Below are 12,221 nucleotides of genomic sequence, written 5' to 3'. Positions count from 1 at the left end.
ATGACAGAGGCGTACGTCGTGGAGGCTGTGCGGACCGCGGTCGGCAAGCGCAACGGATCGCTGGCCGGTGTGCATCCGATCGACTTGGGAGTGGCCGGTTTCCACGGATTGTTCGAACGTGTCGACGTCGACCCCGCTGCTGTCGACGACGTGATCGTCGGTTGTGTGGACGCCATCGGCGGGCAGGCCGGCAACATCGGCCGGCTGGCGTGGTTGGCGGCCGGCTATCCGGAGGAGGTCCCCGGTGTCACCGTGGATCGGCAATGCGGCTCCAGCCAACAGGCGATTTCGTTTGGCGCACAGGCGATCATGTCCGGTACCGCCGACCTGATTCTGGCTGGTGGCGTGCAGAACATGAGCCAGATCCCGATCGCGTCGGCGATGACGGTCGGCAAAGAATTCGGTTTCACCTCGCCGACCGGCGAGTCGAAGAACTGGCTGCACCGCTACGGCGATCAGGAGATCTCGCAGTTCCGCGGTGCGGAGCTGATCGCCGAGAAATGGAACCTGTCCCGCGAGGAGATGGAGCGGTTCGCGCTCACCAGCCATCAGCGGGCGCTGGCTGCGATCAGGGGTGGGCATTTCGACAACGAGGTCGTCGCGGTGGACGGGTTCCGGATCGACGAAGGACCGCGCGAGACGTCATTGGAGAAAATGGCCGCGCTGCCGACGTTGACCGAGGGCGGCCGGTTGACCGCGGCGGTGGCCAGCCAGATCTCCGACGGGGCCAGTGCGGTGTTGCTGGCCTCCGAGCAGGCGGTCAAAGACCACAAGCTGACCCCGCGGGCGCGCATCCACCACATCAGCGCGCGTGGCGCCGACCCGGTATTCATGCTGACCGGGCCGATCCCGGCCACCCGCCACGCGCTGGAGCGGACCGGGCTGTCTATCGATGACATCGACGTCGTCGAGATCAACGAGGCGTTCGCGCCGGTGGTTATGGCCTGGCTCAAGGAAATCAAGACCGACCCGGAAAAGGTCAACCCCAACGGCGGCGCGATCGCTTTGGGTCACCCGCTGGGCGCCACCGGGGCCAAGCTGTTCACCACCATGCTCAACGAACTCGAGCGGACCGGCGGCCGTTACGGTCTGCAGACGATGTGCGAGGGCGGCGGCACCGCCAACGTCACGATCATCGAACGGCTGTAGCGCCAACCGGTTCGCCGGTTTGCACGTGCATGTCGCGTGCGCCGACCACACCGCGTAACCCTGAACAGTTCACGCACCCGATGCACCCGATGCAGTCGGTGCAGCCCAGGCAGCCGATGCAACCCACGCATTGGGTGCATCTCAGGCAGGCGACGCACGCCACGGAGAATCGGGTGGCCGCGCACAAGAACATCATCAGACTGCCGGCCACCGCGATGCTGCCGGCGGTGGCGATCGAGCCGGCCACCGCGATGCTGCCGGCGGTGGCGATCGAGCCGGCCACCCCGATGCTGCCGGCGCTGGCGATCGAGCCGGCCACCCCGATACTGTCGGCGGTGCCGATCGACCCGGCCACCCCGATACTGTCGGCGGCGGGCGGAGCTGCGGCACTTTGCCGGAAGCCGTTCCTCAGCGTGGCCATGGGCACAGCATGTCACCCAGGGTCTGTTGCGGCGGGCGACTTTCCCGGGCTGCCGAGCTATCCTTACCCCAATAGGGAAGTAAGGAGACACAATGGACGCCGCGGCCACGGTGACATCGAAAGGGCAGGTGACCATCCCCAAGGTGGTGCGGGATGCGCTCGGCATTAGGGAGGGAGACGAGGTCATCTTCCGTGTCGAGGGTGTGCGCGCCATGCTTGCGCGCACACCCGACTTACTAGCCTTGGCCGGCACGATCCGGGTGCCGGCGGCGAAGCGCAATGTTGCATGGGACGACGTGATTCGACGCACGAGATCGGATCGAGCTGTTTCTCGACGGTGAGCGCATTCGTTGATACGAACGTCCTGGTCCGCCATCTGACCGGTGACCCGCCGGATCTGGCGGCGCGCGCGACTTCATACCTTGCGGCCGAACGAGAGTTGCTGCTGACCGACCTCGTCGCGGCCGAGACGGTGTACGTGTTGGAGTCGTTCTACGAAGCGCCGCGCGACCAAATTGCCCAGGCATTACGCTCACTCGTCGCCTTCGACTCGATTGTCTGCGTGGATCCGGCACTGCTCCTTCGAGCGATCGAGGTCTATGAAACCGACCGCATCGACTTCGCGGAGGCCTACCTCGTCGCCTGCGCGGAGAGCACAGGCATTGACAGGGTCGCTTCCTTCGACCGGTCCATCGATCGGATCCACACCGTCGCGCGGATCGAGCCGCCATTGACATCCTCCACCGCTTGAAAGCGGGGGATTCCCTTGGCCGTTAGGCGGCGTTGGGTGGTTTGCGGTTCATCGCAGATGCCGCCGGCCCAGGGGCCGGACCCGTGTGGGGGTCGGTCTTACTCTTGCTCCCCGCCTGGCTGACGGGTGTGATCCCGCCCGGCTTTTCGCCGGATGTCCCAGCCAGTTGTTCGGTGTGTGCCGCCCACCGCTTGAGGGCTTCCTCACGCACGTTCACGGCGGCGTTAGTGTCTGCATTGCCGGTCCAAGCGCACGAGAGGCAACGGAACACCGCTTGGCTTTCGCGGTTCCCCTTGCACGTGTGTCCACACTGATGGCAACGCTGACTGGTGTAGGCGGCGGGCACCTCGATGAAGGGCACCCCCGCTAGATTGGCTTTGTATTCGATGCACTTGGCGAGTTTGCCGAGCGCGGCATTCTGCAGTGCCCGGTTGAGTCCCCGCTTCTGCGCGGCTCCTTTGCCTTTGCCGCGCCGGGTCATGCGCTGCAGGGACAGTTTCTCGATGCCGATGAAATCGTGCCCGCGTACGAGTTGGGTACTGAGCTTGTGCGCGAAATCCGCACGCACCCGCACCTGTTTAGCCGCCACCTTCGCGGCGGCGGCCTTGTGTGCTTGGTAGCGTTTGGACTCCCAAAACCGGCGCCCCTGCCGTGCGGCGATCACCTTCGATTTGGCCATCCGCCGCTGATGAAACTTCCGCTGCTTGTCTAAAGCGGCGGTGTCGGGGGCGTCGTAGAACCCGCCGCGGTCATCGGCGGCAGTATGCACCACGCCGCGATCAATCCCGATCACCGCACCGCCGCCGGCGCGGCCGGTGACCGGCAGTGGCTCGTTGACGAACACCAACTCGCGTCGTGTCCAGTTCACCCGCACCGACGTGTACGCCCGGATCGGCTGCGATAGCCGCACCTGCAGCGTGATCCGCCAGGCCAGCGTGCGCGGTTTACCGTCAGGCCCCGCCCCTGGTGCGCGGTGCGCAGACGGATTAGCCCCGCGGATCGTCACCATGCCCGAGCGCCGGCCGGTGCGGGTGAACACCGCGTTGCGGCCGCCGTTGAACCAGCACACAAACCGTTGATCGGAATCCTTACGGCGGAAACCCGGCATCGCCCCGGGCTTACGGCCGTTAGCGACATTCGTCTTTCGGCGTTTAGTCGCCGAAAACCAGTCGGTGTTCTCGGTCTTCAGTGTCGCTTCCACCACGTAGCCGGGCATCGCCGCCAAGAAACTATGTTGGCGACGCGCCTGAACATCGGTGATGTCGGTGACGCTGTTACCGATCGGCACCAGGACCGGCACACCGGCCGGATCGCTCACGATGACCCGCTCCCCGGCACGGTCCTCGCACGTCAGGTAACGGCAGCGGGCCGAGCGGCGCTGATTGAACCGGAACCGGAACCCATCACACAGCCAGCTCAAAACCTCATCCGGGTTGGCCGACCACACCGGCATCTGGGCGCCATCTGGCCCCGTGACGTCGCCCAGATACACCGCACTGCCGTGCAGGCGGGCGCGGGTGATGTTGACCTGTTGACTCATGACGCCGCCACCGCGTCCCACCGGTGCTCGCTGTAGCGGCGCACCGTCGTCTCCGACACGTAGTCGACCGAGGCGGCGAAATACGCCGGTGACCACAACACCTTCGCAAAATTCCGCAAGTGCGCAAACTCCTGGCGGAGCACCCGCGCGGTGCGCCCTTTAAACGCGCGCATCACCGCGGCCGGCGCGTCGGTCGGCCCGACCCGCACGAACAAGTGCACATGATCGGGCATCACTTCATGAGCCACGATCTGCCAACCCTGCTCGGCAGCGATCTGCTCGATCAGCTCGTGCAAGCGGCGCGCGACCCGCGCGCCCAACACCCGGCGCCGATACTTCGGGCACCACACCAGATGCAGGCCCAGCGAGCACACGCCTCCCGGCGTGCGACGAAACCGCTGACCCGACATGAACCGAACCCTACGCAACGACACCGACAACTCGCCTGACCACGCTGTTCGCCTACGCCCCGATTCCCCCGGCCGCCAAAGCGACCGACCCCCTCGGGGCTCATCGGTGGTCTGACCGGGGGCGTTAGTTCTCCACCAGCGCGGCCGCTGCCTGCAGGTGCTCGATTGCGTCACGAACGATCGTCTGGATCAGGTCGGCGCACGAAGGCAGGTCCTCGAGGATGCCGGCCACCTGGCCGGAAGCCAGTACGCCGGCCTCGGTATTGCCTTCGACCAGTCCGGCTTTCAGCAGCATCGGGGTATTGGCCGCCATGACCACCTGCGACCAGGTGAGTTCCTTACCGTGTCGCATCGTCAAGCCGTCGCGGATCATCGACGGCCAGGTCATCTGCGACATCTTCTTGAACTTGGCGGCGTTGCGCAAAGCTGCAGCGAAACCCCGTGCCCGCGAACCGCTTTCCAGCTTCTCGACCAGCCCGGTGCGCAGCACCCGGTGCGGCATGCCGTCGACGCGGATGGTGACCACCGTGCCGTCCAGCCCGGCCTCCAGATAGCGGCGCTTGACGGCGTCGGGCACGGTGGAATCCGAGGTGAGCAAAAACCGGGTGCCCATCGCCACCCCCGCCGCGCCGTAGCACAGCGCCGCGGCCAGCCCGCGCCCGTCGAAGAACCCGCCGGCGGCGATGACAGGAATGTCGGTTCCGTTCAACGCATCCAGCACCGACGGCAACAGCAGCGTGGTCGCGACCGGCCCGGTGTGGCCACCGCCCTCACCGCCCTGAACGATCACCGCATCCGCGCCCCAGGTCGCCACCTTGCGGGCATGTTTGGCCGCGCCGACCGACGGGACCACCACTGCACCAGCGTCTTTGAGCCGGCCGATCAGTTCCTGCTTGGGCGCCAAGGCGAACGACGCCACCTTGACCCCTTCGCGGATCATCAGATCCACCCGGTCGCCGGCGTCGGCGGCGTCGGCGCGGATGTTGACACCGAACGGCTTGTCGGTAGCGGCCTTGACCTTGCCGATCGCCATCGCCAACTCGTCGAGCGTCATCGTGGCCGATGCCAGTATTCCGAGTCCGCCGGCGTTGGCGGTGGCCGAGACCAGCCGCGGGCCGGCCACCCAGCCCATCCCGGTTTGCACCACCGGATGCTCGACACCGACCAGCTCGGTCAGCGGCGTACGCAATCTCATGTTCGGACCTCTTTGTCGCGCAACGATTTCGGGTCGATCACCTCGCGGATCAGCCGCAGCTCGTCATCGTTCGGCGGCCGCGTCTCGTCGGCGTCGGAAAGACCGTGCACCGCGAATGACGTGGCGTCGCGGACATCATCCGGCGACACCCCGGTGTGCAGGCTCAGCGCCCGCATGGTGTGGTCGGGCCCGCCGAAGTCGAACACCCCGAGGTTGGACACCACCCGATAGACGTTGACGAACCGGAACGCCGGGTTGTCCGCGTCGATCTTGTCGTAGCCGATTCCCGAGACCACGTCGACGGCGTCGCAGAACACCCGCGGCGAATGGTTGCCGACCCAGTAGCTGGTGGCGTGGTTGATGCTGTTGCCCGGCGCTCCGCGCACACCAAACATCTGGCGGATCGGGTGCTGCAGCGGCCCGAACGCCGAGATGTTCTGATTGCCGTAGCGGTCAACCTGATTGGCGCCCATCACCACGTGCCGGCGTCCCCACGCCAGCGTCTCGAAGACCCGCCCGAACGGCATCCAGCCCTCGACTGCGCCGGACGCGCCCAGCGCGGGGGTATCGGCCAGCAGCTGAGCCTCGCCGTCGGTGAGCAGGATGTCGGGCGAGAACGTCAGCCGGGCCAGCCGGGCACCGACCGAGGCCACCGTCGTCATCGGGCTGACCATGATCTCGCCGGCGTCGCGGAACAGCTCGGCGCAGGCCATCACGCAGACTTCGGCTCGGCTGATCATGCGGACTCCTCCGTTGCAAACTTGCGCACGGCCTGCTGATAGTCGGCTTCGCTGCCGGACAGATACGTCGCGACGAACTGGCGCCAGGTGTCCTCGGACTTGGCCGCTTCGGCGTAGTGCCGCTGAAACTTCTCGTCGCGTCCGTAATCGGGTGCGGCGGTGGTGAAGTGGGCGCCGCCGGGTGCTTGCACCACCGCATCGACCATCATCCGGTTCACCAGCAGCGCCTGTGGCGGCACCGCCTTGACCAGCTCTTCGGTGGGCACCACCTTTTCCACCGACAGGTAGCGCTTCTCGGCGGCCATCAGATACAGGTCGTCGAAGTAGGGATCGATCCCGGTGTAGGCGGCATTGCCCTGGGCGTCGGCAAGATTCAGATGCACGAACGCGGCGTCCAGGTGTAGCGCCGGCATCGCGATCAGCGTCTCGTGCCCGCCGCCGGGTGATGGATAGGGGGACGTGACGGTCTGCAATTCGCCCTCGAAGAAGTCGGGCACCGAACTGCCCAGGCCGGCGCGGACCGGCAGGAACGGCAGCCGCTGCGCGGCCGCCTGCAGGCCGCAGCGCAGCATGCCCTCGTCCATTTCCCGCGCCTCGATCAAGCCGTTGGCGCGCGCATGAGCGAACCACGGGTCGTAGAACGGCGGCGAATCCAGCGACACGAAGCCGTAGTAGACGCGGCGCACCTTGCCCGTCGAACACAGCAGTCCGAGGTCAGGCCCGCCGTAGCTGACGACGGTCAGGTCGCCGACGTCGGAACGCAGGATGGCCCGCACGAAGGCCATCGGTTTGCGCCGCGATCCCCAGCCACCGATCCCGATGGTCATGCCGCTGCGCAATTGCGCGACGGCGTCGTCGAGAGTAATTCGTTTATCGGTCATGGCTTCTTCACGAACGCGTCGCGGTGCTCGTCGGAAACTCCGGCGAGGTTGAGTTCGAACGTAAAGCCTTGCTCCATCCGATAACTGGAGTTAACCCGCTGCACGTCGATGAAGTTCAGCGCCTCTTTGGCGGCCCGGATGACCCGGGTGTCTTTGGCGGCGATGTCGCGCGCCACCCGCAACGCGGCCTCGTCGAGTTCATCGCGGGGCACCACCTCGTGTACCGAGCCGAAGTGATGCAGGGTCGCGGCGTCCACCGTGGCCGCGGTGAAGAACAGCCGCCGCATCACATGCTGTGGCACCAGCCGAGACAGGTGAGTGGCCGCTCCCAGCGCGCCGCGCTCGACTTCGGGCAGCCCGAAGACGGCGTCGTCGGAAGCCACGATGACATCGGCGTTACCCACCAGCCCGATTCCGCCGCCCACACAGAACCCGTTGACCGCGGCGATCACCGGGACCGCGCACTCGTAGACCGCGCGAAACGCCGCGAAGCAGCCGCGGTTGGCGTCAATCAACGCGGTGTAGCCCTGGCCGGCAGCCTGGGTGCGTTGCATCTCTTTGATGTCCACCCCGGCGTTGAAGCCGCGGCCCTCGGCCCGCAGGATCACCGCATGGGTGTCCGAGCTGTCGCCGGCGGCGGTCAGGGCGTCGGCGAGGTCGAACCAGCCGCGCGACGGGATGGCGTTGACGGGCGGGAAGTCGACGGTGACCGCGACGATGCCCGGTTCGGTGGTGGTGGAGGTGATGGACAATTGGCACTTCCTATCGAAACGGCCGGCCGGGTACCTAAGCAAGCACTTGCTTGGTACGCTAGCACAGTGACTCACGCCGAAGGAGAGCCTGCAATCAACTTGGGGCTGGCCGGGCGCGTGGTGCTGGTGACCGGCGGTGTTCGGGGAGTGGGCGCCGGGATCAGTTCGGTTTTCGCCGAGCAAGGCGCGGTCGTGGTGACCTGTGCGCGCCGGGTCGTCGAGGACTTGCAGTATGAATTCCATGCCTGTGATGTGCGTGACGAAGACGCGGTCGCCGCAATGGTCGAGGCGATCGTGCAGCGTCATGGGCGGATCGATGTCGTGGTGAACAACGCGGGCGGATCGCCGTACGTACTTGCTGCAGAGGCAACGCCGAAGTTCAACCGAAAAATCGTCGAACTCAACCTGATTGGACCACTCACGGTCTCCCAACAGGCGAACGCTCATATGCAGGCACAGCCCGAGGGCGGATCCATCGTCAACATCTCGAGCGTCAGCGGCCGGCGTCCCACCCCGGGCACGGCCGCTTACGGAGCAGCTAAAGCGGGAGTGGAAAACCTAACGGCCACACTGGCGGTGGAGTGGGCGCCGAAGGTACGGGTGAATTCCCTGGTGGTGGGAATGGTCGAAACCGAACAGTCGGAATTGTTTTACGGCGACGCCGAGTCGCTCGCCAGGGTCGCGGCCACCGTACCGTTGGGCAGGCTCGCCAAGCCTGCCGATGTCGGTTGGGCCGCCGCGTTTTTGGCGTCGGATGTGGCGTCGTACATCAGTGGTGCCACCTTGGAGGTCCACGGTGGTGGTGAGCCGCCGACGTATTTGGCCGCGTCGAGCGCCAACAAACAGTAAGGGGCAACAGGTATGGGTTTGGTCGACGGCCGAGTGGTCATCGTCACCGGAGCGGGCCGCGGCATCGGGCGGGCGCACGCCTTGGCGTTCGCTGCCGAGGGCGCACGCGTGGTGGTCAACGACATCGGGGTCGGACTCGACGGCTCCGCGGGCGAAAGCCCGGCTCATGCGGTCGTCGAGGAGATCACGGCCGCCGGCGGGGAAGCCGTCGTCAACGGCGACGATGTCGGCGACTGGGCCGGCGCGCAAAACCTGATCCAGACCGCCGTCGACACGTTCGGCCGGCTCGACGTACTGGTCAACAATGCCGGTTTCATCCGCGACCGGATGCTGGCCAATACCAGCGAAGAGGAGTGGGACGCGGTGATCCGCGTGCACCTCAAAGGCCACTTCGCGACACTGCGGCACGCCGCCGGCTACTGGCGGGGGTTGGTCAAGGCCGGTCAACCGGTGGACGCGCGGATCATCAACACCAGTTCGGGCGCCGGCCTGCAGGGCAGCGTCGGGCAGGGCAATTACTCGGCGGCCAAGGCGGGGATCGCCGCGCTGACGTTGGTGGCCGCCGCCGAACTCGGCCGCTACGGGATCACGGTGAACGCGATCGCGCCGGCCGCCCGGACCCGGATGACCGAGGCGGTGTTCGCCGAGACCATGGCCAAGCCCGACGAGGGGTTCGACGCGATGGCGCCGGAGAATGTCTCACCGCTGGTGGTGTGGCTCGGCAGCAATGAATCGAAGGACGTCACCGGCAAGGTGTTCGAGGTCGAGGCCGGCTTGATCCGGGTCGCTGAGGGCTGGGCGCACGGCCCGCAGGTCGACAAGGGCGCGAAGTGGGATCCGGCGGAGATCGGGCCGGTGGTCACCGACCTGCTGGCCAAGGCGCGACCACCGGTGCCGGTATACGGATCTGGTTCTTAGGCGGACCAGCCGTCCTGGGCCATGTCGGCGTTGTGCGGAGGACTAGTCCGAAGTTCCCCCTGTTAGGGCGGCCTTGAAGGGCACGCGCCGTTGTGAGCAGGTGCATTGCGGTCGTGGCGGATCCGCTCAGTAGACATGTATATCGATAATCGCTATGTGTATTTGCGTGTCGCTGCGGGAAATAACCCCATTGATGTGATATATCAATAGACATGTACGTGGCGCGGGTGCCGAACCGGGGCTCGCCGCCGGCGATCCTGCTGCGGGAAAGCTATCGCGAGGGCGGCAAGGTGAAAAACCGCACCCTGGCCAACCTGTCGCGCTGGCCCGAGCACAAGGTGGAGAAACTGCAGCGGGCGCTCAAGGGCCTGCCGGCGGCGGCGCCCGATCTTGCCGAGGCGTTTGAGATCACCCGCAGCCTGCCGCACGGGCATGTCGCGGCGGTGTTGGGCAGCGCACGGCGGTTGGGCATCGAGGAGCTGATCGACCCAGCCCCGTCGCGGCGCCGGGATCTGGTGACCGCGATGCTGATCGCGGCCGTGATCGATCCGGGCTCCAAGCTGGCGTTCGCGCGCGGGCTGCGCACCGAGACCGCCACCAGCTCCCTGGGCCAGCTGCTCGGGGTGGGCGGCTGTGATGAGGATGACCTGTACGCGGCGATGGATTGGGTGCTGGCCCGCAAAGACGGCATCGAAAACACCCTGGCTGCACGACATTTGAGCAACGGAACACTGGTGCTTTATGACGTGTCCTCGGCGGCCTTTGAGGGCCGCACCTGCCCGCTCGGCAAAATCGGTCACCCCAGAGACGGGGTCAAAGGCAGGTTGCAGATCGTCTACGGGCTGTTGTGCAGCCCGGCCGGGGTGCCGATCGCCATCGAAGTGTTCGAGGGCAACACCGCCGACCCAAAAACCCTGACCGCCCAGATCCAGAAACTCAAAACCCGATTCGGGCTTTCCCGGGTCGCGCTGGTGGGCGATCGTGGCATGCTCACCAGTGCCCGCATCGACATCGAGTTACGCCCAGCCGCCCTGGATTGGATCAGCGCACTGCGCGCCCCCCAGATCAAAGCCTTAGTCGAAGCCGGCGCGATCCAGCTATCACTATTCGATACTCAAGACCTGTTTGAGATCGCCCACCCCGACTACCCCGGTGAGCGGCTGGTGTGCTGCCACAACCCCGCCCTGGCCGAGGAGCGGGCCCGCAAACGCACCGAACTGCTGGCAGCCACCGAACAAGAACTCGCCACCATCGCTGCGGCCACCGCCCGAGACAAGCGCCCGCTGCGCGGCAAAGACAAGATCGCCCTGAAGGTGGGCAAGGTGATCAACCACTACAAGATGGCCAAGCACTTTGACCTTGACATCACCGACGACTCATTTCGCTTCACCCGCAAACACGATCAGATCACCGCCGAGGCCGCCCTGGATGGCATCTCCGTGCTGCGCACCAGCCTGCCCGAACCCACCCTGGACCGCGACGATGTGGTGGCCCGCTACAAGAGCCTTGCCGACGTCGAGCGGTTCTTTCGCACGCTGAACAGCGAACTTGATGTGCGCCCCATCCGGCATCGGCTCGCCGATCGAGTCCGCGCGCACATGTTCTTGCGGATGCTGTCCTACTACATCGTCTGGCACATGAAAGCCGCTCTGGCCCCAATCCTGTTTGTCGACAACGACAAACCCGCCGCCGTCGCCAAACGCGCCAACCCCGTCGCACCCGCCCAACGCTCCGACCAAGCTCTCACCAAGGCCGCACGCAAACGCACCAACGATGATTACCCGGTGCACAGCTTCACCAGCCTGCTCACCGACCTGGCCACCATCTGCGCCAACCAGATCCAGCCCACCGACGACATGCCGGCATTCAACAAGATCACCAGCCCCACCGCACTGCAGCGGCGAGCCTTCGACCTGCTCGATGTCTCTCACCGCCTGGGCTACGCGTAGGCAGTAAGCCACACCAGCCACACCCAAAACCCCAGGTCAACCAACACACGTCAACCCATCAGGGGGAACTTCGGACTAGTGGTCCGTCTCAGTTTTGGTTGACTACTTGTCCGAGTTTGGTGCGTGCGCGTTGAACTTTGGCGAGGATGGATTCGGCGGTGGCGGTCCATACGTAGGGTGTGGGATCGGCGTTGTGGGCGTTGAGGTATGCCTGGATGCTGGTGATCAGGTCGGGCACGCTGGCGAATACTCCGCGGCGTAGGTTCTTGTCGGTCAGGTCACGAAACCAGCGCTCGACCTGGTTGAGCCACGACGACGAGGTCGGGGTGAAGTGCAAGTGAAAACGCTTGTGCCGCTTAAGCCAACGGTCAACCTCGGCGTGCTTGTGGGTACTGTAGTTGTCCAGGATCAGATGGACCTGCAGTCCCTCGGGTACCTCACGGTCGATGGTGTTCAAGAACTTCAGGAACTCGGTGTGACGGTGCCGCGGGAGGCACTGGCCGATCACCGCGCCGGTCAGCACGTCCAGCGCCGCGAACTGAAGCGCCCTGGTTCTGGTGGAGGCTCGGTTCATTGGATTCCGACCAGGGCTTGGTCGGTCCGTGTGTCAGCGTAGATCGCGTCCTCGAACTCGGTCGGGGGTCGGTCGGCGAGGTAGCTGTGCAG

The 12,221-nt window shown here is 65.7% G+C and carries 13 protein-coding genes and 1 pseudogene; 6 read left to right on the top strand and 8 right to left on the bottom strand.

Annotation, left to right across the window (positions count from 1 at the left end):
• Complete coding sequence (gene fadA6 / locus ACRDTL_RS12005) at nucleotides 1-1,149, top strand: steroid 3-ketoacyl-CoA thiolase FadA6 (protein WP_431506928.1); 1,149 nt, start codon at nucleotides 1-3, stop codon at nucleotides 1,147-1,149.
• Here fadA6 and ACRDTL_RS12000 read toward each other — a convergent pair.
• Nucleotides 1,133-1,570 carry a hypothetical protein gene (locus ACRDTL_RS12000; protein ID WP_431506927.1) on the bottom strand — a complete coding sequence of 146 codons (438 nt, stop codon included), beginning with the start codon at nucleotides 1,568-1,570 and terminating at the stop codon, nucleotides 1,133-1,135. The two genes, fadA6 and ACRDTL_RS12000, sit on opposite strands and share 17 nt — an antisense overlap.
• Nucleotides 1,571-1,662: 92 nt before the next feature.
• On the opposite strand from ACRDTL_RS12000, the gene ACRDTL_RS11995 reads away from it, so the two are divergent.
• Together ACRDTL_RS11995 and ACRDTL_RS11990 are read left to right on the top strand one after the other, a co-directional pair.
• The gene (locus tag ACRDTL_RS11995) at nucleotides 1,663-1,911 is read left to right on the top strand and encodes an AbrB/MazE/SpoVT family DNA-binding domain-containing protein (protein ID WP_431506926.1); all 249 of its coding nucleotides are present in this window, start codon (nucleotides 1,663-1,665) and stop codon (nucleotides 1,909-1,911) included.
• Entirely contained in the window at nucleotides 1,908-2,321 is a 414-nt protein-coding gene (locus ACRDTL_RS11990) for a PIN domain-containing protein (RefSeq protein WP_431506925.1), read from the top strand. The genes ACRDTL_RS11995 and ACRDTL_RS11990 overlap by 4 nt, the downstream gene beginning before the upstream one ends.
• A 22-nt stretch (nucleotides 2,322-2,343) precedes the next feature.
• Here the strand turns inward: ACRDTL_RS11990 and ACRDTL_RS11985 are convergent, their stop codons facing one another.
• The 6 genes from ACRDTL_RS11985 to echA20 all read right to left on the bottom strand — a co-directional run bounded on the left by ACRDTL_RS11985 (nucleotide 2,344) and on the right by echA20 (nucleotide 7,839).
• A complete protein-coding gene (locus ACRDTL_RS11985) occupies nucleotides 2,344-3,861 on the bottom strand; it encodes an RNA-guided endonuclease InsQ/TnpB family protein (RefSeq protein ID WP_431506924.1) in 1,518 nt (505 codons plus the stop codon).
• The gene (gene tnpA, locus ACRDTL_RS11980; protein ID WP_431506923.1) at nucleotides 3,858-4,271 is read right to left on the bottom strand and encodes an IS200/IS605 family transposase; all 414 of its coding nucleotides are present in this window, start codon (nucleotides 4,269-4,271) and stop codon (nucleotides 3,858-3,860) included. The genes ACRDTL_RS11985 and tnpA overlap by 4 nt, the downstream gene beginning before the upstream one ends.
• 124 nt (nucleotides 4,272-4,395) lie before the next feature.
• Nucleotides 4,396-5,466: a (3aS,4S,5R,7aS)-5-hydroxy-7a-methyl-1-oxo-octahydro-1H-indene-4-carboxyl-CoA dehydrogenase gene (gene ipdC, locus ACRDTL_RS11975; RefSeq protein WP_431506922.1), complete on the bottom strand. Its 1,071-nt coding sequence runs from the start codon at nucleotides 5,464-5,466 to the stop codon at nucleotides 4,396-4,398.
• On the bottom strand, nucleotides 5,463-6,206 hold the full coding sequence (ipdB, locus tag ACRDTL_RS11970; protein WP_431506921.1) for a cholesterol ring-cleaving hydrolase subunit IpdB: 744 nt from the start codon (nucleotides 6,204-6,206) through the stop codon (nucleotides 5,463-5,465). Before ipdB ends, ipdC begins: the two co-directional genes overlap by 4 nt.
• The gene (gene ipdA, locus ACRDTL_RS11965; protein ID WP_431506920.1) at nucleotides 6,203-7,087 is read right to left on the bottom strand and encodes a cholesterol ring-cleaving hydrolase subunit IpdA; all 885 of its coding nucleotides are present in this window, start codon (nucleotides 7,085-7,087) and stop codon (nucleotides 6,203-6,205) included. Before ipdA ends, ipdB begins: the two co-directional genes overlap by 4 nt.
• Nucleotides 7,084-7,839 carry a (7aS)-7a-methyl-1,5-dioxo-2,3,5,6,7,7a-hexahydro-1H-indene-carboxyl-CoA hydrolase gene (gene echA20 / locus ACRDTL_RS11960; protein WP_431506919.1) on the bottom strand — a complete coding sequence of 252 codons (756 nt, stop codon included), beginning with the start codon at nucleotides 7,837-7,839 and terminating at the stop codon, nucleotides 7,084-7,086. Before echA20 ends, ipdA begins: the two co-directional genes overlap by 4 nt.
• A 66-nt stretch (nucleotides 7,840-7,905) precedes the next feature.
• Here echA20 and ACRDTL_RS11955 point away from each other — a divergent pair, with 66 nt between their 5' ends.
• The 3 genes from ACRDTL_RS11955 (at nucleotide 7,906) to ACRDTL_RS11945 (ending at nucleotide 11,555) form a co-directional block, all read left to right on the top strand.
• Nucleotides 7,906-8,688: an SDR family oxidoreductase gene (locus tag ACRDTL_RS11955; protein WP_431506918.1), complete on the top strand. Its 783-nt coding sequence runs from the start codon at nucleotides 7,906-7,908 to the stop codon at nucleotides 8,686-8,688.
• Nucleotides 8,689-8,700: 12 nt separating this feature from the next.
• Nucleotides 8,701-9,606: an SDR family oxidoreductase gene (locus ACRDTL_RS11950; protein ID WP_431506917.1), complete on the top strand. Its 906-nt coding sequence runs from the start codon at nucleotides 8,701-8,703 to the stop codon at nucleotides 9,604-9,606.
• Nucleotides 9,607-9,818: 212 nt separating this feature from the next.
• Entirely contained in the window at nucleotides 9,819-11,555 is a 1,737-nt protein-coding gene (locus ACRDTL_RS11945; RefSeq protein WP_431506916.1) for an IS1634 family transposase, read from the top strand.
• A gap of 88 nt (nucleotides 11,556-11,643) precedes the next feature.
• Here the strand turns inward: ACRDTL_RS11945 and ACRDTL_RS11940 are convergent.
• Nucleotides 11,644-12,093 (bottom strand): annotated as a pseudogene (locus ACRDTL_RS11940) (IS630 family transposase); the annotation flags it as partial.
• Nucleotides 12,094-12,221: the final 128 nt, after the last annotated feature.

It is taken from the genome of Mycobacterium sp., from assembly GCF_050700595.1.
Taxonomy (GTDB): domain Bacteria; phylum Actinomycetota; class Actinomycetes; order Mycobacteriales; family Mycobacteriaceae; genus Mycobacterium.
The sequence above is the reverse complement of the archived record's forward strand: the minus strand, read 5'-3'. Positions and strand labels throughout refer to the sequence as shown.

What these genes read in the sequence shown, in the direction of transcription:
- fadA6 (WP_431506928.1), top strand. Translation starts at nt 1, where the DNA reads ATGACAGAGGCGTACGTCGTGGAGGCTGTGCGGACCGCGGTCGGCAAG.
- ACRDTL_RS12000 (WP_431506927.1), bottom strand. Translation starts at nt 1,570, where the DNA reads ATGGCCACGCTGAGGAACGGCTTCCGGCAAAGTGCCGCAGCTCCGCCC.
- ACRDTL_RS11995 (WP_431506926.1), top strand. Translation starts at nt 1,663, where the DNA reads ATGGACGCCGCGGCCACGGTGACATCGAAAGGGCAGGTGACCATCCCC.
- ACRDTL_RS11985 (WP_431506924.1), bottom strand. Translation starts at nt 3,861, where the DNA reads ATGAGTCAACAGGTCAACATCACCCGCGCCCGCCTGCACGGCAGTGCG.
- tnpA (WP_431506923.1), bottom strand. Translation starts at nt 4,271, where the DNA reads ATGTCGGGTCAGCGGTTTCGTCGCACGCCGGGAGGCGTGTGCTCGCTG.
- ipdC (WP_431506922.1), bottom strand. Translation starts at nt 5,466, where the DNA reads ATGAGATTGCGTACGCCGCTGACCGAGCTGGTCGGTGTCGAGCATCCG.
- ipdB (WP_431506921.1), bottom strand. Translation starts at nt 6,206, where the DNA reads ATGATCAGCCGAGCCGAAGTCTGCGTGATGGCCTGCGCCGAGCTGTTC.
- ipdA (WP_431506920.1), bottom strand. Translation starts at nt 7,087, where the DNA reads ATGACCGATAAACGAATTACTCTCGACGACGCCGTCGCGCAATTGCGC.
- ACRDTL_RS11950 (WP_431506917.1), top strand. Translation starts at nt 8,701, where the DNA reads ATGGGTTTGGTCGACGGCCGAGTGGTCATCGTCACCGGAGCGGGCCGC.
- ACRDTL_RS11945 (WP_431506916.1), top strand. Translation starts at nt 9,819, where the DNA reads ATGTACGTGGCGCGGGTGCCGAACCGGGGCTCGCCGCCGGCGATCCTG.